The sequence below is a fragment of the Pseudomonas sp. LW8 genome (assembly GCF_041956865.1).
GTDB lineage: Bacteria > Pseudomonadota > Gammaproteobacteria > Pseudomonadales > Pseudomonadaceae > Aquipseudomonas > Aquipseudomonas siliginis.
Genome location: NZ_CP168138.1, coordinates 2,774,369 through 2,794,557 on the forward strand (window position 1 = coordinate 2,774,369; position 20,189 = coordinate 2,794,557).

Here is a 20,189-nt window from a genome sequence, read left to right on the forward strand (position 1 = left end):
TTTTTTTTGTCGTCACGCCAGCGCTTGCGAGGATCCCGCCTGATCTGCAACCGGCGCCGATAGCGGTATGGGCGCGGGAAGCGGGTCGAGCTGACGACCCAGTTCGCTGATGAGCAGGGCGATCGAGTCGGCGTTGGCGAGCATCACGTCGACCCGCGCATCTGCTGAAACAGGACTGCGAAACGCTCGGCGCGCGTCTGCAAGGTTTGTGGTTTTGGTAAGGCTGAGGACTTTCAGGTAATCCGCGGCATGCGTCGGCATTTTGTCCAGATCGGTCCAGACGTGGTTATCGGATTTCACCGCAAAAAGGTGCGAGAGATTGCCGTAGCGCGACAATAACCTGCGATAACGTTCAAGCGAGTCCTTGGCCGCTTGCCCCTCTGCCGTCGTCGTGTCGATAAGGTCGAGATAAGGCCCCATGGCCTGGATCGTCACCAGATCTTCGCTGTCGCAAACCAGATGCGAGAGTTCATGGATAATCGTTACCGCGCGTGCGTGTGAATCAACATTGAATCGAGGAGGCAGATGGGCGGTGTATTTGTCCATTCTGGGATTGAAAAAAACCTCGGTGAGATGAATTATTTTTTGTTTGTCCTGTTTGAAAACGAAAGCAACGGTATTGGCGCTGCCAGGCCCATTCAGACCAGTAAAAAAGCGCTCGGTGTAGAGCAAATCATCTTTTGGGTTCGTCAGTTCCTGGCAGACAGGAATGATCACTTTCTCGAGTTTTGTGAGCAGCAAGGGCGTTACCTCATGAACCTCGAAGAACTCCTTCAAAACTGTCTCCAGCCGTGTGCCTGCAGGGTGGCTGCGCTGTGTAACGTAGTTATGCAGGCAGTTGACTGCGTATTCTCTTGCACGGTTTACGGCTTGCTGTATCACGAACGCCCTGGCCGGATAGCGACGGTGGATCTGGGCCATGCCTCTGGCCTGGATATACATTTCTATTGAGCGGTTCTCCTCGACTTCATGTTGAGCAGGGTCACGACGTTTTGATCGGCAGCGATGAACCGGCTGGCTGGCGCTTGCAACAACCAGACGGGCATTTTTCTCTTCGAGTGCCGGCCCCTGACTGCCGTCTTTTTTGCGCAAATACCAGTTTTTTTCGAGCTGGACTGCCGGATACACCTTGCCGGCAATGGCGGCGTATTTTTGCGTCGTTGACGAATCCCCATAGACCAGCTTATTGGCATCAAGCTTGAGGGATTCCAGCGCCGTACTGCTTTCAAAGGGCTGCAAATCAATCCGAGCGGGCGTGACGGGCGACACCTTTGCCCAGCGAGAGGAGACTTGCACCGTTGTGGCTGTACCCGCAGGTGCTTGCGCCTCTGCGGCGAATTCGGAGCCGGCCGTTTCTGCCTCGCTTTCCCATGACAGACGTCCCAGGCTGAAGAGGGTAATCGCCCCTGCGATGAAGCTTTTCAGGGCATTTGCCCAGTGGTGATCCTGAAGGCCTTCGGCGGACGCCTTGAAGTCCTGGTAGCTTCGCCACAGAAAAAAACCGGACGCGAGTTTGCCCGGTAGCAAATGTGGCACCAGGCGCACGCCGTGGCTGAAGAGAAACTTCACCGCTTCCCAATCCGCTTGGCCATTGATCTGTGGCTGGCTGCGCAACAGTTGCGGCAGAAGACGCAGAGTGTCCTGGTGAAACCGCTCGAGCACGTTGCCATTGATGGGCGCGCCATGAAGAGTGATTTCACTGTCTTTGCCGATCGTTGTTTTCAACAGACTCTTGAATATCGCCTGCTGAGCCTCAGGCAGACGCCGGATAATCAAATCCTGGAAGTGCCCGGGGGTATTCAGTGCCTCGATCAGCTGCGCTTCGTTTTCGAATTCGCGAAACACATACCTGGAGTAAGGCGCATAGAGGACCCGGGGGCCTGTTTGCCCTGCGCCCGGACCGAAGACATACAAACCGAGTGTGTCGACGCAATCAGCGCCTGGGGTCTTGATCAACGATAGCGGACAGGCGATGGCATGAACGCCCTCGACCGCAGCGCGCGCTATCGCGTCCGGCATGTCGAGGACCTGGCAAATGTAGTCATAGCCGGTATCCGAGAGCTGTTGTTGCAATTTCATCGAGTGGGCGTGTTGCATCAATTGCCAAGGTAACTGGCGCAAAAACCGTTCTTTGCTGGTGCGAGCAGACGGGCTGTCGGCTGACAGCGCTTCGGTGACTTTCGCGGTGTAGGTGGTAGCAACATCAAGAGATTGCAGTAATTGCCGTACCGCGGCCTGGGCAAACTCTTTTGGTAAGGCTGTGGCCGTTGTCGAGGCGACTTTGAAACCGCTGCCCTGCACGACGTTGTAGTGATGCAAGGCAAATTCCAGCAAGTTGCAGGCAGGGCCGGCCAATATCAGATTGGGGGTGATCCGGATGTCCTGTGGCTTGAGCCCGTTGCCTGGAAAGCGGGCATCGAGCAGGGTTTTGAGGGTCTGCTCGATATGAGTGGCCAGCGCCGGGACCTCATCGAGGAAATCCTTGCCATCGATGAACGCATGCCGCAGTTCATCCAGCAGCGCGAGTTGCGTGCGTTGCTCCGTCGCCGAGGCCATACGCAACCAGTCGGGGTAATCCAGATGACGCGAAAGGGTGCGTGCAAGATCGATCGCGCGTCGCAGGTTGGTATCGATGACAGCATTCTTCATTTCATCAAGGAAGCTCGCCAATGTCTTTGGCTCCTTGATGCAAACTCGCAGCAGTTCACATTCCGCCAGGAACTGTTCAATGGCAGATTGCATGCGGTCTCGGGAGACACTGCCATTAATCAATTGAAACTCGCCCAGGGTGTATTGCTGGTCCAGTTTGTGCTGCGCCTTTGGCAGATTTTCCAGCAGCGTGTGGCTCTGATTGTTGTCGTCCAGCCGTTGCTGCAATTGCTTTTGCGCATTGGCGATGTCGTCAAACAGCTCCAGGCCCAGGGCCGGTGTCCAGAGGATGGCGCGCCCGGAATGTTTCACGTCCATGCCGCCGCGCTCGGTCAGCAGCACGCAGTGAGCGAGCGGCAGCGCAGCGTTGGGCTCGGCCCCGTTGAGGGTCAGTGACCAGGCATCGGGGCGGAAACCATTGAGTGACTGGCGGTCCCTGCGTGTCGGGTGCCTGGAATCGAACACGGTGTCGACGATCTTTCGTTCCGCCTCCAGCCATGACCCGCTGAGGCTGCGCAGGTACGCCTCACCACGCAGGCCGTCTTCGAATGCCTGGGCCAGTTTCCACAGAATGCCTTCGAGAAAGACGCGCTGTTCTGCGGCGTGCGCGGTCGGCTGGTCTTTGAAGTGGCTGGTCAGATTATCCAGCGTCCGTCCCAGAAGTGCCGCCTGCTGCGCAGCCTTGTCTGCCTGCACGAGTGACGATGGCGGTGTACTGGTAAACAACGGTCGGGTACTCCAGCGCTGATTGACGTCGAGCTTGAGCAGCCGTTCATGAATCATTGAGCGGATATCCAGCGCCTTGTCGAAGAGCGCATGGATGTCAGTGGTGCGCTCGCTCTGACGAAAACGCTGCAGAACGAATTCAACGTTCTGACGTTGCTTGGTGATGATGGCCTCGAACAGCGTCGTCATGATCTCACCGCCAATGTTTTCCCCGGATACCTGCGCGTTAGCGAAGCCAAGGTAACGATTGCGCTCTTGCAGATTCATCAGCCCGTAGAGTTCGTCTTCGTGTCCGGCAGCCCGCATTTTCGCGGTCAGTGTCTGTTTGAGATCCGCATAGTCGGCGAGTACCTGCAGGCCCTGGCTGGGCGTATAGAGATAAGCCTTGTCGTGATTGATCATCAGCGAACCGGCCAGCTCGACACAGGCTGTTTCTTCGCTCAGGCACACGGTTTCGAACGTTGGCCGCCGTACCGCAACGGTTGGCTCACGTACCAGGCTGTGCAGGGCGTAGAACTCGCTGGCGGTGAGGATCTGCGTTTCGCGCTTGATCATCAGATCCGCGCGCGCCTGATCCTGCACCGTCTGGCTGAAGAAAGTACGTCTGGGCGAGCCTTCGAATGAGGCGCCGTTCCAAAACACCTCAAGCTGTCGAAACAACAGCATGGTCAGTTTTCCCGATGCCGACTTGATCGCATTGGTCCAGGCCGACTGATCGTCTTCGCGTACCGAACGACCAGGATGGGTGAATTCTACGGCCTGACCGTGGGGCCAGCCCTGACGGTGAAAGTGCACCAACAGCGCTTCAGTCAGCGACAGCGAGTCGACCCACTGTTTCCCCTCCGAAGAAGTCACCGAATAGAAACCGACCCGGGTAAGCGATTGTTGCACCGCGCCAAAATGCGCTTCGAGCAGTTCGTCGAGAATCTTTTCCAGCAGCGTTGCAAGGGATGGCAGGCGTTTGAGCTCGTCCAGCAGGTCACGGGCGCACCTCTCCAGAGAGTCGCCGATTGCCAATTGCTGGTCCTCGAACACATCACCTTCGATGGTTTCGCAAGTCAGAGTGATACCCCGTTTTTCCACCAGTTCCTTGCGCAATGAAACCGAGAGGAAAGCCAGCAGATCATCGTTTTCCCTGGCGTTGTCGAGGCGTTTCTGCAGGGCATCAGTCAGGGCTTGCCGGTCAGCGAATTTTTTCAGGCCATCGTAGGGCGTATAGAGAAACACGCCGTTGTCATCCGGCCCTGCGCTGAGTATGAAGCTGCCTGCCAGCGGCACGGCCAGTTGCTTGTCGGCGTTGAGCAGGATGCGTTCGGCCAGCATTGGCGGTGTTTGCTTGTTGCGCAGCGATTGCGTAGCGAGTTGCGCATGTGCAAGCCAGTCGAAGTCTTTGCTGTTGAGACCGTGTGCCGGACCGAGGTCAGCGTGCAGGCCGGGTGAATCGAATATCACTGGAAACAACAGCGGGGCAGTCGGGGTGGACATCATTGCAACTCTGAACAGGGCGCCATTGGGCTGGAACTCAACAGTAAATGCGCAGAGTGGAGCACTTGCGGTAGATAGTGACCGCACGTGCCGAGATCAAAATGTGCATCAGGGCGCGCCAACCGATGGCAATGAATCGAAGGGTTGACAGCTGGCAGCTCGGACAGGGTTAATCGGTGGGCAAAATCGACCGTACGCTGTTGTTCCCTCCAATAATCATTCTGGAGCTTCAGATGTCTGCGCCACACGATCATGGCTCGTCCACAGTGTCCCTCGAGGCACTGACGCAACTGCTTGAAACGATTTTTCTGCGCCACGGCACCTCCAGCGAAGTCGCACGGGTACTCGCCGTCAACTGCGCCAACGCCGAACGCGACGGCGCTCACAGTCATGGCGTGTTTCGCATCCCCGGTTATGTCTCGACGCTGAAAAGCGGCTGGGTCAATGGTCATGCCGTGCCACAGGTTGAAGATGTCGCGCCGGGGTTTGTCCGGGTTGACGCTGGCAACGGTTTTGCCCAGCCAGCGTTGGCAGCGGCCCGACCCTTGCTGATCGAGAAGGCGCGTCATGCCGGCATCGCAGTCCTGGCAATTCGCAACTCGCATCATTTCGCCGCTTTGTGGCCGGATGTCGAGCCCTTCGCCGACGAAGGTCTGGTGGCGCTGAGCGTGGTCAACAGCATGACCTGCGTGGTGCCCCATGGCGCTGATCGGCCATTGTTCGGTACCAATCCGATTGCCTTCGCCGCGCCAAGGGCCAACGCCGCGCCGATTGTGTTCGACCTTGCCACCAGCGCCATCGCCCATGGCGATGTGCAAATTGCAGCCCGTAAAGGTGAAAAACTCCCGGCCGGCATGGGTGTCGACAGCCTCGGCCAGCCGACCCAGGACCCCAAAGCGGTTCTCGAAGGCGGCGCCTTGTTGCCGTTCGGCGGGCACAAAGGCTCGGCGCTGTCGATGATGGTCGAGTTGCTGGCGGCGGCATTGACCGGCGGCAATTTCTCATTCGAGTTTGACTGGTCCAACCATCCCGGCGCGAAAACGCCGTGGACCGGTCAGCTGTTGATCGTCATCGACCCGAGCAAAGCGGCGGGGCAGAGCTTTGCCCAGCGCAGCGAGGAACTGGTGCGGCAGATGCACGGAGTCGGGCTCAAGCGCCTGCCGGGGGATCGCCGGCATTTGCAGCGCAGTCGATCAATGGCGCAAGGGATCGTACTGGATGAGCAGACGCTGGGGCAGTTGCGGGAGTTGGCGGGGGAGTGAGTCTTTTGTTGTTCTGACGATTGCAGTGACAAGGTCAAAAGCCCCTCACCCTAGCCCTCTCCCGGGGGGAGAGGGGACTGACCGCGTGGTTTGGGCGAGGTACGCCGACTTGGGATACCGAGGTGAATTCAGTAATGGAAAAGCAAAGCGGTGGGCATAAAAAAAGCGAACCGGAAGGCTCGCTTTTTTTGTAGCGCTGGAACTCAGCGACGGCCGAGCAGCAGGCCCACCACCAGGCCGAAACCGGCGGAGATCGCCACGGTTTGCCAAGGGTGACCACCGATGTAGTTTTCGGTGGCTTCGACGGCGGGTTTGGTGCGATCGCGCACGCTGGACACCGAATCCAGTGCCAGCTGCAGTTTCTGGGCGATTTGTGCACGCAGCGTTTCTGCTTCTTCGCCGACCAGTGAAGCGCTGCTCTTGAGCAGTTTGTCCGATTCTTCGATCAGAGCCTGAAGCTCGCTGAAAGCTTGATCCTTGATTTGCTCTTCGGCAGCTTGCGAGGCGGTTTTACGGGCCATTGGGTGACTCCTTGCAGGTGAATGGACAGTGACCAATGGAGTGTAGCGGCAGGCGAAAAGTTGCATGTCATTCGTGGAGAAGGGAAAAACCTGCACCGGAGATTTCCATCGAGCGTGTAAGATGTCGCCATTTTACGCAGCAGGATAAATCCCCATGAGTTTCAATCTGGCCGACAAATCCCTCGCAGAGCGCGCAGCGCTGGAAGATGAGAAATCCCGTCTGTTCGAACTCTGGCAGAACAATCTGGGCAAAGCCAAAGGCGAAGCCGCGCGCTTGTTTGGGGAGCGCTCCAAGCGCAAGGGCAAATGGGCCGAGTGGGTCCGCGCCGAACTGGACGGCATGTCGCCGCCGGAGTTCGCCAACATGGTGCGCAGTGAAGTCAATCGCCTGATGGCGGCGAACAAATAATCCGCTTCACGCCTGGCTGAACGTGGCGGCAATCGCCTCGCGAACCTTGAACAGCACCGGATCGATCTGCGTGCTGGTGCGCCAGCCCAGTTCCACCGGATAGCGTGGTAACGCCAGAGGGCAGGGCAGCAACGCCAGCCCGCTCAGCGCCGCGATGCTTGCGGCGGCATGGGCCGGGATGGTCGCCACCGCCTGACTACCCTTGAGCAGGAAGGGCAGCGCGGCGAAATGCGTGCTCGACGCGCAGACTCGCCGGCTCAAACCCACTGCCGCCAATCCCTCATCGGTAATGCCGATAAAGCCGCCCGACGACACCAGAATGTGCTCGCGTTCAACGAACTCTTGCAACGCGATCTGCTGTTGGCCTGGCGCGAGACTGGCCGGGTCGACCAGACACGCATAGCCGCCTTCCCCCAACACCTGACGACTGAGCAGGCGCTCGGAAAAGCCGCCGGCAGTGATCGCCAGGTCGATGCTGCGTTCCATCAGCGCGCGGGCAACGATCTGGCTGTGGGTCTGGCGAAATATCAACCGCAGCTTCGGCGCACGGCGGGCGATTTCCTCGATCAAGTGGCGCCCGTAGGCAATTTCAAAATCATCTGACAGACCGATCGCCACCGAGCGTCCTTCGTATTGATTGGCCGCCGGATCGAGCATGGCCAGACTTTGCCGGCATTTGTTGAGCGCATCGCTGATCACCGGTTTCAGCTGATTGGCTTGCAGGGTCGGCGCCAGTCCGCGCCCGGTGCGCACGAACAACTGATCGCCATACACCTCACGCAAGCGGCGCAATGCCGCGCTGACTGCCGATTGCGTTACGCCCAGGCGCAGGGCGGCGCGACTGGCACTGGATTCGTCGTGCAGCGCTTCGAAGACTTTCAGCAGGTTGAGGTCAATGTCGGCGATATTCATTTGGCTCATATCATTCAGCAGTCGGCAGGGCTTTATTCATGATCGCGTGACGCCGGAGAATCGGCAACACCTGAACCTGATGGAGTAAATACGATGGCCAGATCCATAGTGGCGGCGTTGCAGATCGGTGCCTTGCCCGGCGGCAAAGGCGAAACCCTTGAACAGATCCTTGCTTGGGAAGACGCAATCCGCGAATCCGGCGCCGCGTTGGTGGTGATGCCGGAAGCCCTGCTCGGTGGCTACCCGAAAGGCGAGGGCTTCGGCACCCTATTGGGCTATCGACTGCCCGAGGGGCGTGAGGCCTTTGCGCGTTATTTTGCCAACGCCATTGATGTACCGGGCGCGGAAACCGAAGCGCTGGCCGGATTGTCAGCGCGCACCGGGGCCAATCTGGTGATCGGCGTAATCGAGCGCGCTGGCAGCACGTTGTATTGCACGGTGCTGTATTTCGATCCGCAGGCCGGGCTGCTCGGCAAACACCGCAAGCTCATGCCCACCGGCACCGAGCGACTGATCTGGGGCAAGGGTGACGGCTCGACGCTGCCGGTGTTCGACACCCAGGTCGGCAAGCTTGGCGCCGTGGTCTGCTGGGAAAACATGATGCCGCTTCTGCGCACGGCGATGTATGCCAAGGGCGTTGAGGTCTGGTGCGCGCCGACCGTGGACGAGCGCGAGATGTGGCAGGTCAGCATGCGCCACATCGCCCACGAAGGCCGCTGCTTCGTGGTCAGCGCCTGTCAGGTGCAGGCCTCGCCGGATGATTTGGGGGTGGAGATTGCCAATTGGCCGGGTGATCGACCGTTGATTGCCGGTGGCAGCGTGATCGTCGGTCCGATGGGCGATGTGCTGGCGGGGCCGTTGCGCGGGGAAGCGGGCTTGCTCACGGCGGAAATCGACACTGATGAACTGATCCGCGCGCGGTATGACTACGATGTGGTCGGCCACTACGCGCGGCCGGATGTCTTCGAGTTGACCGTTGATGAGCGTGCGAAGCCGGGGGTGCGGTTCCACTGCTGACCTTGAAACTTGCAGAGAACCTGTGGGAGCGAGCCTGCTCGCGAAGACGTAGGCAGCATGAGCGTCGTAGTCGCCTGAAACACTGCCTTCGCGAGCAGGCTCGCTCCCACAGGGGTTGTGTGTTGTTCTGCCGATTGAGACCGCTGACTACCAGGTCGCCGCACTCGCCTTGGGCAGGCTCAACTTGCCGCTGTCGGTAAAGCGCATCGTGCCAAACAACCCGCCCGCCAGTTTGCCGCGCAGCACGTAGGGCAGATTATCGAGGCTTTGCGTCTGGCTCAGCCCCAATGTCTGGCGCAGCACCGAGAACGCCGAGACGCTGACCGGCACCGTGACAATGGCTTCAGAGAAACGCGGGATCGAGCCGCTCTGATCGCTCACACCCGAAGCCAGCGAATGACCATTGACCTCCAGATCCAGGGCGATGCCGTTGTAATCGATCGCCGTTTCATTGGGGTTCTGTACGCGCAGCTTGATCGCGAAGCGTACTTCCAGTTCCTGGCTGGGTAACGGTTCGAGGCCGACCACGTTGATGTTCACCGGATCGCGGTTGGGAAACAGCGCGCAGGCGCTGAGCGACAACAGCAGAAGCGACAGGATGACGGCGTGGACGCGGCGCATAAAAATCTCTCGACAAAAAAAGGGCTGAACCGTCGCCGGTGCAGCCCTTTTTTCGAGGCGTGACGTCAGCGGTTCAACTGTGCGACAGCCGCCGCTTGGCCGGGTTCACCTTTGGCGGCGACGTCGGGGTTTTCCATGACCTGCAGAATCGACGCTTCCGGGTCGAAATCATCTTCTTCCAGCTCGATGAATTCTTCCGGCAGGAAGATGTTCAGCACGATAGCGCACAACGCACCGACAGTGATTGGCGATTCGAAGATGTTGCGCAGCGCTTGCGGCAGTTCGCGCAGGACTTCCGGCACCGCCGCGATGCCCAGGCCCATGCCCAGCGAGATCGCCACGATCAACATGTTGCGTCGATGCAGGCCGGCCTCGGCGAGGATCTTGATCCCGGCCACGGCGACGGTGCCGAACATCACCAGCTCAGCGCCGCCCAGCACCGGTTTCGGCATCAGTTGCAGCACCGCGCCGATCATCGGGAACAAACCGAGCAACACCAGCAGCCCGGCGATGAAAAACGCCACGTAGCGGCTGGCCACGCCGGTCAACTGGATCACGCCGTTGTTCTGCGCAAAGGTCACCATCGGCATGCTGTTGAACACTGCCGCCATGGCCGAGTTGAGACCATCGGCGAGCAGGCCGGATTTGATCCGGCGGATGTACAACGGGCCTTTCACCGGTTGCCGGGAGATCATCGAGTTGGCGGTCAGGTCACCGGCCGCTTCCAGCGGCGACACGAGGAAAATCACCGCCACCGGCACGAACGCCACCCAATCGAAGTTGAAACCGTACTTGAACGGCACCGGCACGCTGACCAGCGGCACTTCGGGCATCGAAGCGAAATCCACCGTGCCCATCAGCCATGCCACCACGTAGCCGAGCGTCAGGCCGATGACGATCGCGCCCAGCCGCAGAAACGGCACGTCGACTCGGTTCAGCACAACGATGGTGCCGATCACCAGCGCCGCCAGAAACACATGGCTGGCCGCGCCGAGATCAGGCGCCCCGAAGCCGCCGGCGATGTCGGTCATCGCCACTTTGATCAGCGACAGGCCCATCAGCGTGATGATCGTGCCGGTCACCACCGGCGTGATCAGCATGCGCAGTTTGCCGATGAACTGGCTGAGCACCACTTCAATGAACGCAGCGAAGAAGCACACGCCGAAGATCGTCGAGAGGATTTCGTCAGTGCCACCGCCGCGCGCCTTGACCATGAATCCGGCGCTGAGAATCACGCTGATAAAGGAAAAACTGGTGCCTTGCAGACACAGCAGACCCGACCCCACCGGGCCGAAGCGCTTGGCCTGGACAAAGGTGCCAAGGCCGGAGACGAACAGCGCCATGCTGATCAGGTAGGGGATTTCACTGTGCAGACCGAGGGCGCCGCCCATGATCAGGGTCGGGGTAATGATGCCGACGAAACTCGCCAGCACGTGCTGCAACGCGGCGAACACCGTGGCGGTCAGGTGCGGACGGTCGTTGAGGCCGTAGATCAGGTCGTTGTTGCGCGGGGTTTTGTCAGAGGCGGTCATGGTGATGTGCGCGCCGCAAGGCGGGGCCGGGTCAGAAAATGGGTGCGCAGAATGCCGGAAGAGGGCGGCGAGGGCAACGAGCAATAACTGCCTGAAAGGTCAGGTTTTACTGCCTATGTGGGAGCGAGCCTGCTCGCGAAAGCGGTGGCTCAGTCTGCATCTCGGTGACTGACGAGCCGCCTTCGCGAGCAGGCTCGCTCCCACAATGATCGTCCACGCCCGTTAATCAGCAATGGCCAATCGCCCGTGGCATACTCCCGCGCATGACTTTCGACTCTCCCCTCAGTGCCTGGCAATACGCGGTCGACCACAAGGGTTTCATCCAGGATGAAGCCCAGGAACACGCAGTCTGGGCCTTGCAAAAATGCCATGAAGCCTTGCACGCCGGTGAGCCTTCGATCCGAGGCGTGTACCTGTGGGGGCCGGTCGGGCGCGGCAAGACCTGGCTGATGGATCAGTTCTATCAGACTCTGCGGGTGCCGGCGCGGCGTCAGCACTTTCATCACTTCATGGGCTGGGTACATCAGCGTTCGTTTCAACTCAGTGGCATCGCCGATCCGTTGCGCGCTTTGGCCAAAGAGCTGGCCGGCGAAGTGCGGGTGCTGTGTTTCGATGAACTGTTCGTCAATGACATCGGCGACGCGATCATTCTCGGCCGGCTGTTTCAGGTGATGTTCGAGGAAGGCGTAGTGGTGGTCTGCACGTCCAACCTGCCGCCTGATGATCTGTACGCGGACGGCTTCAATCGCGACCGTTTCACGCCGGCGATTGCGGCGATCAAGGCACACATGACAGTGGTGGCGGTGAATGGCGCCGAGGATCATCGCTTGCATCCCGGAGCGATCGAGCAGCGCTATTTTGTCAATGAAGCCGATTCACCGAGCGCACTGGGTGACGTGTTCAAGTCGCTGGCTGCAGATGAGACTGTCAGCGATGAGCCAGTCGCCGTGGGCCACCGCACACTCAACGTCGTGCAAGCCAGCGAATCCGTGCTGTGGTGCCGCTACAGCGATCTGTGCGAACAACCTTTCGCCGCCATGGACTTCATTGCCCTGTGTGATCGCTACCGGGCTATTCTGTTGAGCGAAGTGCCGAACCTCAGCGCACAAAAACGCGAAGGGCGCATTGCTCGGGGCACCGAAGATGGCGCTGAGCGAGTGGTCGCCGGTGACCGGGAATTGCCGCAGTTATCGGTGCATGACGATGGCGTTCGCCGCTTTATCGCGCTGGTCGACGAATGCTACGACCGCAAGGTGCCGCTGTACGTCGAGGCAAGCGTACCGATGGACGCGCTATACACCGAGGGCTACCTGGAATTCCCGTTCCGCCGCACCCTCAGCCGTTTGCAGGAGATGCAATTGCAGCGCTTCGCTGAAGCCTGAAAGAAGAGGGCGCCGACATGAGTCAACCGCTGTCCCATCATTTGCTGACCATGGCCTATCAGAATGCCTGGGCCAATCACCGCCTGGCAAAGGCCTGGAGCCAGCTCGACACCACTGAACTGGCGGCACCACGGGTTAGCTTCTTCCCCAGCATCCGCCTCACGCTCAATCACATCCTCACCTGCGACTGGTTCTACGTCGACGCGCTGGAGCGGGAATTGCGCGGTGACGAGCCACACCCTGATTGCTACGTGTTCTTCAATGCAGACGAGCCGTTTACCGAGGCTGCGGCGCTGCGTGCAGAACAGGCCCGCGTTGATCGCCGCCTGATCGCCTATTGCGAGCAACTGCGCGATGCCGACCTGTCGAGAATCGTCACCATCGCCCGTGACATGCCGCAACATGACAGCCGCCTGCGCATGCTCTCGCACCTGTTCGAGCACCAGCTCCATCATCGTGGCCAGGTGCACGCCATGCTCAGCGGCACGGCGGTCAAGCCACCGCAACTGGATGAATTTTTCTGTGTCGGCGAAAGCGCATTGCGTGCCGAAGATTTCGCCGAACTGGGCTGGACCGAAGAGCTGATCTGGGGCCACTGACCGCAAAAGATCGCAGCCTCGTTGCACTCGTCAGCTCCTACACATATCGGACCGTAGGAGCTGACGAGTGCAACGAGGCTGCGATCTTTTGATCTTCAGCTTTTCAAGTTGCCCTCTCCGACGCACCCAAGCTAAGGTCCCCCCCCAGGCCTTTCAGCTAGCACCTTGCGCGCCGGGGCTTTTTGCTTATCGGGGATGGAAATGGATTCCGCAGAAATACTCGTACTTCAGGCCAGCTACAGCAACCCGGTGCACGGCGAAGCCATCGGCATCGTGCTCAACCACTACGCCGAAGATCCCATGGGCGGCGGTCATCCGATCGCGCCCGAACTGCTGCAACGCCTGCCCGAAGAGCTCGCCCGCCGCCCGCATGCCTTCAGCGTGCTGGCCTTCGTCGGCGGCGAACCGGCCGGGCTGGTCAACTGTTTTGAAGGCTTCTCCACTTTCGCCTGTAAACCGCTGGTCAACGTTCACGACGTCGCCGTGGTCGGTAAATTTCGCGGCCTGGGGCTCAGTCAGAAGATGCTGCAGAAGGTAGAAGAGATCGCCCGTCAGCGCGGCTGCTGCAAGATCACCCTGGAAGTGCTGGAAGGCAATGCGGTGGCGCAGGGTTCATATCGCAAATTCGGCTTTGCACCGGGGATGTTCAATCCAGATCACGGGCGGATGCTGTTCTGGATAAAGGATTTACAGGCCTGAAGGCTCCTCACCGCCAATCACCAACATAAAAAAAGGCGCCCCGATCAGGGCGCCTGAACTGTCATCTTCCGGGCCAGAGCGGAGCCACGGAAGGTCCATCGGTTGCTCGGTAAAGCTCAGTCGCGATAGGACTCGGTCACCTGCGCCGTCTGGTCAGCAGGGACGCGAATTTCTTTCGCACTGGCGTCGGCTTTCTGCTCGCTTTGCGCGTGCTGGACCGGGAAATTGTCGTAGTAATAACGCATGCGTTCGGCACCGCCTTCAGCGAAGGCGCTGGTGGAGCCGAGGGCGAGCAGGGTGGTGAGGATGATAGTGGTGGTTTTCATGGTGCCTCCTACTGAACAAGTGGGAGTCGGTTCGTCCGTGAAGCAGACCGCGAAAGAGAGTCTGCGTCGCGGCCATTAACAATCGGTTAACGCTGGTTCAGCGCAAATATTGCGGCGTATTACAGAAACAGCGCGGCCGATAGGCACAAAAAAGGGCCTTCTCGGCCCTTTGTCGTTTTACTTCTGCGCGACTTCCGCCGGAGCAGGGTGTTTGGGCTTCATCAAACTGAAGTCAATCAACGCGCGCCTCGGCGCCTGGTACGGGTCGCCAATCAACAGCTTGCGCGGTACAAAGCTGTCGCTGACCAGGCTTTTGCTGCGATCCAGTTCATCGGAACTCAACCCGGCCAGATCCGCCCAAGTGTGAATGAGTTGCGAGCTGCTGTACGGGCGGCTGAGGTCGCCGGCGAAGTTCCAGTCGTGGTTTTCCTTCCACTTCGGCGAGGCCCAGGCCATGAACGGGATGGTGTACATCGGCGCGGTCGGTTTGTTTTCGTTGCGCCCCAGCGTGCCGTGGCCGGCGGAGTCGAAGACATCTTCACCGTGGTCGGACAGGTACAGCAGGAAGCCATTCGGGTCGGTCTTGGCGTAGTCCTTGATCAGGCTCGAGACCACGAAGTCGTTGTACAGCACGGCATTGTCGTAGCTGTTGTAGGTCGGCACCTGATCGTCACGCACGCCAGCCGGAACGCCCTGGCGATCCTGGAACTTGTCGAACGTCGGCGGATATCGGTACTGGTAGCTCATGTGCGTGCCGAGCAGGTGCACGACGATCAGCTTGCGCGGCGCCGCATCGGCCAGCGCCTTGTTGAACGGCTCGATGACGTCGCCATCGTACTGCGCCGAGTTCTGGTTGCGGTTGTTGTTCAGGTACACCTGCTCGTCGGCCTGTTCGGAGAAGGTCGTGAGCATGGTGTTGCGCTTGGTCATGGTCTGCTGGTTGGTGATCCAGAAAGTCTTGTAACCGGCCTGTTTCATCACGCTGACCAGCGATGGCGTCGACAGGTACAGGTCGGGGTTCTGCTCGTCAGCGAAGGTCAGCACTTGCTGCAGCGCTTCGATGGTGTACGGGCGCGGGGTGATGACGTTGTCGAAGATCGCCAATTGATCCTTGAGTTTGTCCAGTTCCGGCGTGGTGTTGCGCGGATAACCGTAGAGGCTCATGCGCTGGCGGTTGGTCGATTCACCGATGACCAGCACCAGGGTCGCCGGTTGCCCGGCCGAGGCGTCCTTGAGGTTTTTCAGCGGCGGGATCTTGCTGGCACTGTCGAGCATGCCTTGCATGTCCCCCAGCGTTTCCAGATAGCGGTGATACGCCACGGCCATCTGCCACGGCACGGCGGGCTCGATGCGGGTTTCGAATTTCTCGAAGCCTTCGGCGAAATTGCCCATGCGCATGGTTTGTTTGATCAGCGGGTAGCCGGCGACGGCGATCACGATTGCGGTGGCTGCAACCAGTGCGCGACCACGGGGCATATACACCGGGCGCAGGCGCGTCCACAGAAAGTAGGCTAACGCGGTATGGGCGAGGAACGCCGGGATCATCCACCAGGCGAAATACTGCGTCATGTACTCGCCCGCTTCCGACACGTTCGACTCGAACATGATGAAGATGACGCTCTGCGAGAATTCCTGCTGATAAATGAAGAAGTAACCCAGGCTGGCCATCGAGCAAGCCCACAGCACCACACCGATGATTGCCGCAAGCAGACGCGTCTGTTTGGGGAACAGCAGCATCGGCGCCAGCCACAGCGCGCTCATCACGAATGCCTGACGAAATCCCGTGAAACCAGACGTGCCGGTCAGCTGGATCAGCAGTTGAGTGATGCCCGAGAAGTACCAGAAGAAGACGAACAACCAGATGAATCCGGCCCAGTCGAAACCGGTCGCAGTCGTTTTGCTGCGTTTGAACAATGCCATTCAGCGCTCCAGCTCAATCATCAGACCCACGCCGGAAACGCTTCCATGACACCGACGAACAGAGGCCGTACACGCAGGCACGGCCAGAATGGGGCGAAGTATCCCCAAGGGCTTGTGAAAGATTTGTTAAGCGCCGCTGTTGGTGTGTATCAAGCGGTCAGAGGTGCAACGTGTCGGGAACGACGAGGGCCGTTCCCGAAGCAGGCGGGGATCAGGCGTGGGGTGCGCGCTGCACAACCGGACGCGGTTGCGGCTCCGAGCCCTGGGTCAATGCGCGCAATTGCGCCAATTCGTGCTTCAACTGGTCGCGCTCGTCTTTCAACTGGCGCAATTCATCGCGACGGATCGTAACGTAGAGGGTTTGTGGCGGCATTGCTGTATGTACTGTGCCCATTGCTCACCTCGCAAATGGCGTGCATCAACTGTAAGTCACTCCTCGTTTTGAGGCGCTTGACTTACTATCGGCGCCAATTTTGATTTCTTTTGCCCTGGAAGGGAACTTTTTTATTTTTCATGGTCGGTGTGTCTTCGGCAGGATTCGGGGCGTTATCACTCTGGATCGGGCACAATGCCCGGAAACTTCATCGCAACGCTCTGGACTAACCTCCATCAGTCGCGTTGGGCTATAACCAATGACACACATTTATTTGTAGTAAGGAGCATCAGCACATGCAACTCGGGATTATTGGACTGGGCCGCATGGGCGGCAATATTGCGCGACGTCTGATGCTCAACGGGCACACCACCGTTGTTTACGACCGCAATACCGCTTTCATCGATAACCTGGTCGCCGAGGGCTCCACCGGCGTCGCCGATTTGCCAGCGCTGGTTGCCGGCCTCGACAAGCCGCGTGCTGTCTGGGTCATGCTGCCGGCGGGCGCACCGACCGAAGACACCATCAACACCCTGAGCGAACTGCTCGAACCCGGCGATACCATCATCGACGGCGGCAACACCAACTATAAGGACGACATTCGCCGGGCCAAAACGCTGAACGACAAGGGCCTGCACTACATCGACGTCGGCACCTCCGGCGGCGTCTGGGGCCTGGAACGCGGTTATTGCATGATGATCGGGGGCGATGCCGAAACCGTGCAGCGTCTCGATCCGCTGTTCGCCGCACTGGCGCCGGGCATGGGCGACATTCCGCGCACCAAGGATCGCAAGTCCGATGACCACCGCGCCGAGCATGGCTATATCCACGCCGGTCCCGCCGGCGCCGGGCACTTCGTGAAGATGATTCACAACGGCATCGAGTACGGCATGATGGCCGCGTTCGCCGAGGGCTTCGATATTCTCAAGACCAAATCCAGCGAACGCTTGCCGGAAGATCAGCGATTTGATCTGAACGTGGCCGATATCGCTGAAGTCTGGCGTCGTGGCAGCGTGGTGTCGTCGTGGTTGCTTGACCTGACTGCCGACGCACTGGCCAGCGATCCGAAGCTCGACGGTTTCTCCGGTTCCGTGGCTGACAGCGGCGAAGGCCAATGGACCATCGAAGCGGCCATGGAGCAAGCAGTGCCAGTACCGGTGCTTTCCAACTCGCTGTTCTCCCGTTACCGCTCGCGCGGGCAGGGCACCTTCGGTGACAAGATCCTGTCGGCACAACGCTTCGGCTTCGGCGGCCACGTGGAGACCGCGAAAAAATGACCCATACGATCCGCAGAAAATCCAAGGCAGAACCCGCACCACCGACCACGCTATTCCTGTTCGGTGCCCACGGCGACCTGGTCAAGCGCCTGCTCATGCCGGCGCTGTACAACCTCAGTCGCGACGGTCTGCTCGACGAAAACCTGCGGATCGTCGGCGTTGATCACAACGCCATTACCGATGAAGCCTTTGCGCAGAAGCTCGAAGACTTCATCCGTACCGAAGTGGCGGCGAAGGTCGGCAAGGGCGATCAGATGCTTGATCCGGTCTTGTGGGCCAAGCTCGCCAAAGGCATCAGCTACGTCCAGGGCGATTTCCTGGACGACAGCACCTATTCAGCCCTGGCGGCGAAAATCGCCGACAGCGGCACCGGCAACGCGGTCTTCTACCTGGCCACCGCGCCACGTTTCTTCAGTGAAGTGGTGCGCCGCCTCGGCAGCGCCGGTTTGCTTGAAGAAACCCCCGAAGCGTTCAGAAGAGTGGTGATCGAGAAGCCGTTCGGCTCCGACCTGCAGACCGCCGAAGCCTTGAACGCGTGCCTGCTCAAGGTCATGAGCGAGAAGCAGATCTACCGCATCGACCATTACCTGGGCAAGGAAACCGTGCAGAACATTCTGGTCAGCCGGTTCTCCAACAGCCTGTTCGAAGCGTTCTGGAACAATCATTACATCGACCACGTGCAGATCACCGCGGCGGAAACCGTCGGTGTGGAAACCCGTGGCAGCTTTTACGAACACACCGGCGCACTGCGCGACATGGTGCCCAATCACCTGTTCCAGCTGTTGGCCATGGTGGCCATGGAACCGCCGGCTGCTTTCGGCGCTGACGCGGTGCGTGGCGAGAAGGCCAAAGTGGTCGGGGCGATTCGTCCCTGGTCGACAGAGGAGGCCCGGGCCAACTCGGTGCGCGGCCAGTACAGCGCCGGCGAGCGCGATGGCCAGCCATTGAAGGGTTATCGCGAAGAAGCCAACGTGTCGCCCGACAGCACCACGGAAACCTACGTAGCGCTCAAGGTGATGATCGACAACTGGCGCTGGGTCGGCGTGCCGTTCTATCTGCGCACCGGCAAGCGCATGAGCGTGCGCGACACAGAGATCGTCATCTGCTTCAAACCGGCGCCGTACGCGCAGTTCCGCGACACCGAAGTCGACGAGTTGCAGCCGACTTATCTGCGTATCCAGATCCAGCCAAACGAAGGCATGTGGTTCGACTTGCTGGCCAAGCGGCCGGGGCCGGCGCTGAACATGGCCAATATCGAGCTGGGTTTTGCGTATAAGGATTTCTTCGAGATGCAGCCTTCCACCGGCTACGAAACCTTGATCTACGACTGCCTGACCGGCGACCAGACGCTGTTCCAGCGTGCCGACAACATCGAGAACGGTTGGCGAGCCGTGCAGCCTTTCCTTGATGCCTGGCAGCAGGATGCGAGCGTCGAGACCTACGCGGCTGGCGAAGATGGCCCGCAAGCAGCCGAAGATCTCCTGACTCGCGATGGTCGCGTCTGGCACGGCCTGGGATGAGTGATTTGCCGAAACAACCCATACGTTTTCTGCTCAGCGACATGGACGGCACGCTGTTGCTGCCGGATCACACGCTGAACCAACGCACCATCGAAGCCGTGCGCTCGCTGCGCGATGCCGGCGTGCTGTTCAGCCTCGCCAGTGGCCGTCCGCCGAAAGCCATGTTGCAGCAGATCGAGGCGCTAGGCGTTGATCTGCCGACAGCGGCGTTCAATGGCGGCACCATCGTCAAAGCGGACGGCACGCTGCTGGCCGCGCATTATTTGCCGGCGACCACAGCGCTGATCGCACTGGCACTGTTTGCCGATCAACCGGAGGTGGAAATCTGGGTGTTCAGCGGCGGCGACTGGCTGCTCAAGGACCCGCACGGGCCGATGGTCCCACGTGAACAGAGTGGCCTCGGCTATCCGCCGGTGGTGGTCGAGAGTTTTGAACCGTATCTGGAGCGCATCGACAAGATCGTCGCTACCAGCAACAACACTGAGTTGCTGATTGAGCTGGAGGCGCAGTTGTTGCCCAAGGTCAACGGCATGGCGCAAGTGTCGCGCTCGCAGCCGGTGTATCTCGACGTTACGGCGCTTGAGGCCAACAAAGGCACGGCATTGACGACCATCGCCGAATACCTCGGCGTGCCGCTGGAGCAAACCGCTGTCATCGGCGACGGCGGCAACGACCCGGCGATGTTCAAATGCGCTGGCTTTTCGATTGCCATGGGCCAGGCGGAAGAGGCGGTGAAGCACCAGGCTGATGTCGTTACAGCGCCAAACACTGAAGACGGCGTGGTCCTGGCGATCGAGAAATACATCCTCACGCACTGACCCAACACCAAAACCAATGTGGGAGCGAGCCTGCTCGCGAAGGCGGTGTGTCATTCAACAGATTCGTTGCCTGACACGACCTCTTCGCGAGCAGGCTCGCTCCCACAGGTTTTCGCGGCGCGTGCAAACCCCGGTAACCCA

The 20,189-nt window shown here is 59.7% G+C and carries 17 protein-coding genes; 9 read left to right on the forward strand and 8 right to left on the reverse strand.

Annotated features, from left to right (window positions below; genetic code table 11):
* Nucleotides 1-12: 12 nt before the first annotated feature.
* The gene (locus tag AB9L16_RS12650; RefSeq protein WP_375123682.1) at nucleotides 13-4,860 is read right to left on the reverse strand and encodes a dermonecrotic toxin domain-containing protein; all 4,848 of its coding nucleotides are present in this window, start codon (nucleotides 4,858-4,860) and stop codon (nucleotides 13-15) included.
* Between the two features lie 233 nt (nucleotides 4,861-5,093).
* Here AB9L16_RS12650 and AB9L16_RS12655 point away from each other — a divergent pair, with 233 nt between their 5' ends.
* Nucleotides 5,094-6,122, forward strand: coding sequence for an Ldh family oxidoreductase (locus tag AB9L16_RS12655; RefSeq protein WP_150635369.1), 1,029 nt, complete (start codon nucleotides 5,094-5,096; stop codon nucleotides 6,120-6,122).
* Between the two features lie 203 nt (nucleotides 6,123-6,325).
* Here AB9L16_RS12655 and AB9L16_RS12660 read toward each other — a convergent pair whose 3' ends face one another.
* Nucleotides 6,326-6,643, reverse strand: a complete 318-nt coding sequence (locus AB9L16_RS12660; protein ID WP_016774661.1) for a YqjD family protein — start codon at nucleotides 6,641-6,643, stop codon at nucleotides 6,326-6,328.
* A gap of 154 nt (nucleotides 6,644-6,797) precedes the next feature.
* On the opposite strand from AB9L16_RS12660, the gene AB9L16_RS12665 reads away from it, so the two are divergent.
* The gene (locus tag AB9L16_RS12665) at nucleotides 6,798-7,052 is read left to right on the forward strand and encodes a hypothetical protein (RefSeq protein WP_003224595.1); all 255 of its coding nucleotides are present in this window, start codon (nucleotides 6,798-6,800) and stop codon (nucleotides 7,050-7,052) included.
* A gap of 6 nt (nucleotides 7,053-7,058) precedes the next feature.
* Here AB9L16_RS12665 and AB9L16_RS12670 read toward each other — a convergent pair whose 3' ends face one another.
* Entirely contained in the window at nucleotides 7,059-7,973 is a 915-nt protein-coding gene (locus AB9L16_RS12670; RefSeq protein WP_375123683.1) for a LysR family transcriptional regulator, read from the reverse strand.
* Nucleotides 7,974-8,057: 84 nt separating this feature from the next.
* Between AB9L16_RS12670 and AB9L16_RS12675 the strand changes: the two genes are divergently transcribed.
* Nucleotides 8,058-8,981, forward strand: a complete 924-nt coding sequence (locus tag AB9L16_RS12675) for a carbon-nitrogen hydrolase family protein (protein WP_375123684.1) — start codon at nucleotides 8,058-8,060, stop codon at nucleotides 8,979-8,981.
* Nucleotides 8,982-9,128: 147 nt separating this feature from the next.
* Here AB9L16_RS12675 and AB9L16_RS12680 read toward each other — a convergent pair whose 3' ends face one another.
* Both AB9L16_RS12680 and AB9L16_RS12685 read right to left on the reverse strand, forming a co-directional pair.
* Nucleotides 9,129-9,602 (reverse strand): LEA type 2 family protein, encoded by a 474-nt coding sequence (locus AB9L16_RS12680; RefSeq protein ID WP_024012900.1) that lies wholly within the window; start codon nucleotides 9,600-9,602, stop codon nucleotides 9,129-9,131.
* Between the two features lie 65 nt (nucleotides 9,603-9,667).
* Nucleotides 9,668-11,134: a nucleobase:cation symporter-2 family protein gene (locus AB9L16_RS12685; protein ID WP_016774665.1), complete on the reverse strand. Its 1,467-nt coding sequence runs from the start codon at nucleotides 11,132-11,134 to the stop codon at nucleotides 9,668-9,670.
* Nucleotides 11,135-11,397: 263 nt separating this feature from the next.
* Between AB9L16_RS12685 and zapE the strand changes: the two genes are divergently transcribed.
* The 3 genes from zapE to AB9L16_RS12700 all read left to right on the forward strand — a co-directional run bounded on the left by zapE (nucleotide 11,398) and on the right by AB9L16_RS12700 (nucleotide 13,814).
* Nucleotides 11,398-12,516 (forward strand): cell division protein ZapE, encoded by a 1,119-nt coding sequence (gene zapE / locus AB9L16_RS12690; protein ID WP_375123685.1) that lies wholly within the window; start codon nucleotides 11,398-11,400, stop codon nucleotides 12,514-12,516.
* A 17-nt stretch (nucleotides 12,517-12,533) separates the two neighbouring features.
* Complete coding sequence (locus AB9L16_RS12695) at nucleotides 12,534-13,115, forward strand: DinB family protein (protein ID WP_056785884.1); 582 nt, start codon at nucleotides 12,534-12,536, stop codon at nucleotides 13,113-13,115.
* A gap of 201 nt (nucleotides 13,116-13,316) precedes the next feature.
* Nucleotides 13,317-13,814, forward strand: coding sequence for a GNAT family N-acetyltransferase (locus tag AB9L16_RS12700; protein ID WP_375123686.1), 498 nt, complete (start codon nucleotides 13,317-13,319; stop codon nucleotides 13,812-13,814).
* A 116-nt stretch (nucleotides 13,815-13,930) separates the two neighbouring features.
* Here AB9L16_RS12700 and AB9L16_RS12705 read toward each other — a convergent pair whose 3' ends face one another.
* From AB9L16_RS12705 to AB9L16_RS12715, 3 genes are all read right to left on the reverse strand, one after another.
* Nucleotides 13,931-14,140 carry a hypothetical protein gene (locus AB9L16_RS12705; RefSeq protein ID WP_130929900.1) on the reverse strand — a complete coding sequence of 70 codons (210 nt, stop codon included), beginning with the start codon at nucleotides 14,138-14,140 and terminating at the stop codon, nucleotides 13,931-13,933.
* A gap of 177 nt (nucleotides 14,141-14,317) precedes the next feature.
* Nucleotides 14,318-16,060 (reverse strand): phosphoethanolamine transferase CptA, encoded by a 1,743-nt coding sequence (locus AB9L16_RS12710; protein ID WP_375123687.1) that lies wholly within the window; start codon nucleotides 16,058-16,060, stop codon nucleotides 14,318-14,320.
* A gap of 211 nt (nucleotides 16,061-16,271) precedes the next feature.
* Nucleotides 16,272-16,454 (reverse strand): DUF6026 family protein, encoded by a 183-nt coding sequence (locus AB9L16_RS12715; protein WP_375123688.1) that lies wholly within the window; start codon nucleotides 16,452-16,454, stop codon nucleotides 16,272-16,274.
* Between the two features lie 275 nt (nucleotides 16,455-16,729).
* Between AB9L16_RS12715 and gnd the strand changes: the two genes are divergently transcribed.
* From gnd to AB9L16_RS12730, 3 genes are read left to right on the forward strand one after another with little or no spacing between them, the layout of a single operon-like run.
* Nucleotides 16,730-17,710: a phosphogluconate dehydrogenase (NAD(+)-dependent, decarboxylating) gene (gnd, locus tag AB9L16_RS12720; protein ID WP_095179978.1), complete on the forward strand. Its 981-nt coding sequence runs from the start codon at nucleotides 16,730-16,732 to the stop codon at nucleotides 17,708-17,710.
* Complete coding sequence (gene zwf / locus AB9L16_RS12725; protein WP_150742100.1) at nucleotides 17,707-19,230, forward strand: glucose-6-phosphate dehydrogenase; 1,524 nt, start codon at nucleotides 17,707-17,709, stop codon at nucleotides 19,228-19,230. Before gnd ends, zwf begins: the two co-directional genes overlap by 4 nt.
* The gene (locus AB9L16_RS12730; protein WP_375123689.1) at nucleotides 19,227-20,048 is read left to right on the forward strand and encodes an HAD family hydrolase; all 822 of its coding nucleotides are present in this window, start codon (nucleotides 19,227-19,229) and stop codon (nucleotides 20,046-20,048) included. The genes zwf and AB9L16_RS12730 overlap by 4 nt, the downstream gene beginning before the upstream one ends.
* The last annotated feature ends 141 nt before the right edge of the window (nucleotides 20,049-20,189 follow it).

Bases quoted from the DNA above. Each gene is read 5' to 3' on its own strand.
- AB9L16_RS12650 (WP_375123682.1), bottom strand. From the start codon at position 4,860: ATGTCCACCCCGACTGCCCCGCTGTTGTTTCCAGTGATATTCGATTCA.
- AB9L16_RS12655 (WP_150635369.1), top strand. From the start codon at position 5,094: ATGTCTGCGCCACACGATCATGGCTCGTCCACAGTGTCCCTCGAGGCA.
- AB9L16_RS12660 (WP_016774661.1), bottom strand. From the start codon at position 6,643: ATGGCCCGTAAAACCGCCTCGCAAGCTGCCGAAGAGCAAATCAAGGAT.
- AB9L16_RS12665 (WP_003224595.1), top strand. From the start codon at position 6,798: ATGAGTTTCAATCTGGCCGACAAATCCCTCGCAGAGCGCGCAGCGCTG.
- AB9L16_RS12670 (WP_375123683.1), bottom strand. From the start codon at position 7,973: ATGAGCCAAATGAATATCGCCGACATTGACCTCAACCTGCTGAAAGTC.
- AB9L16_RS12675 (WP_375123684.1), top strand. From the start codon at position 8,058: ATGGCCAGATCCATAGTGGCGGCGTTGCAGATCGGTGCCTTGCCCGGC.
- AB9L16_RS12680 (WP_024012900.1), bottom strand. From the start codon at position 9,602: ATGCGCCGCGTCCACGCCGTCATCCTGTCGCTTCTGCTGTTGTCGCTC.
- AB9L16_RS12685 (WP_016774665.1), bottom strand. From the start codon at position 11,134: ATGACCGCCTCTGACAAAACCCCGCGCAACAACGACCTGATCTACGGC.
- zapE (WP_375123685.1), top strand. From the start codon at position 11,398: ATGACTTTCGACTCTCCCCTCAGTGCCTGGCAATACGCGGTCGACCAC.
- AB9L16_RS12695 (WP_056785884.1), top strand. From the start codon at position 12,534: ATGAGTCAACCGCTGTCCCATCATTTGCTGACCATGGCCTATCAGAAT.
- AB9L16_RS12700 (WP_375123686.1), top strand. From the start codon at position 13,317: ATGGATTCCGCAGAAATACTCGTACTTCAGGCCAGCTACAGCAACCCG.
- AB9L16_RS12705 (WP_130929900.1), bottom strand. From the start codon at position 14,140: ATGAAAACCACCACTATCATCCTCACCACCCTGCTCGCCCTCGGCTCC.
- AB9L16_RS12710 (WP_375123687.1), bottom strand. From the start codon at position 16,060: ATGGCATTGTTCAAACGCAGCAAAACGACTGCGACCGGTTTCGACTGG.
- AB9L16_RS12715 (WP_375123688.1), bottom strand. From the start codon at position 16,454: ATGGGCACAGTACATACAGCAATGCCGCCACAAACCCTCTACGTTACG.
- gnd (WP_095179978.1), top strand. From the start codon at position 16,730: ATGCAACTCGGGATTATTGGACTGGGCCGCATGGGCGGCAATATTGCG.
- zwf (WP_150742100.1), top strand. From the start codon at position 17,707: ATGACCCATACGATCCGCAGAAAATCCAAGGCAGAACCCGCACCACCG.
- AB9L16_RS12730 (WP_375123689.1), top strand. From the start codon at position 19,227: ATGAGTGATTTGCCGAAACAACCCATACGTTTTCTGCTCAGCGACATG.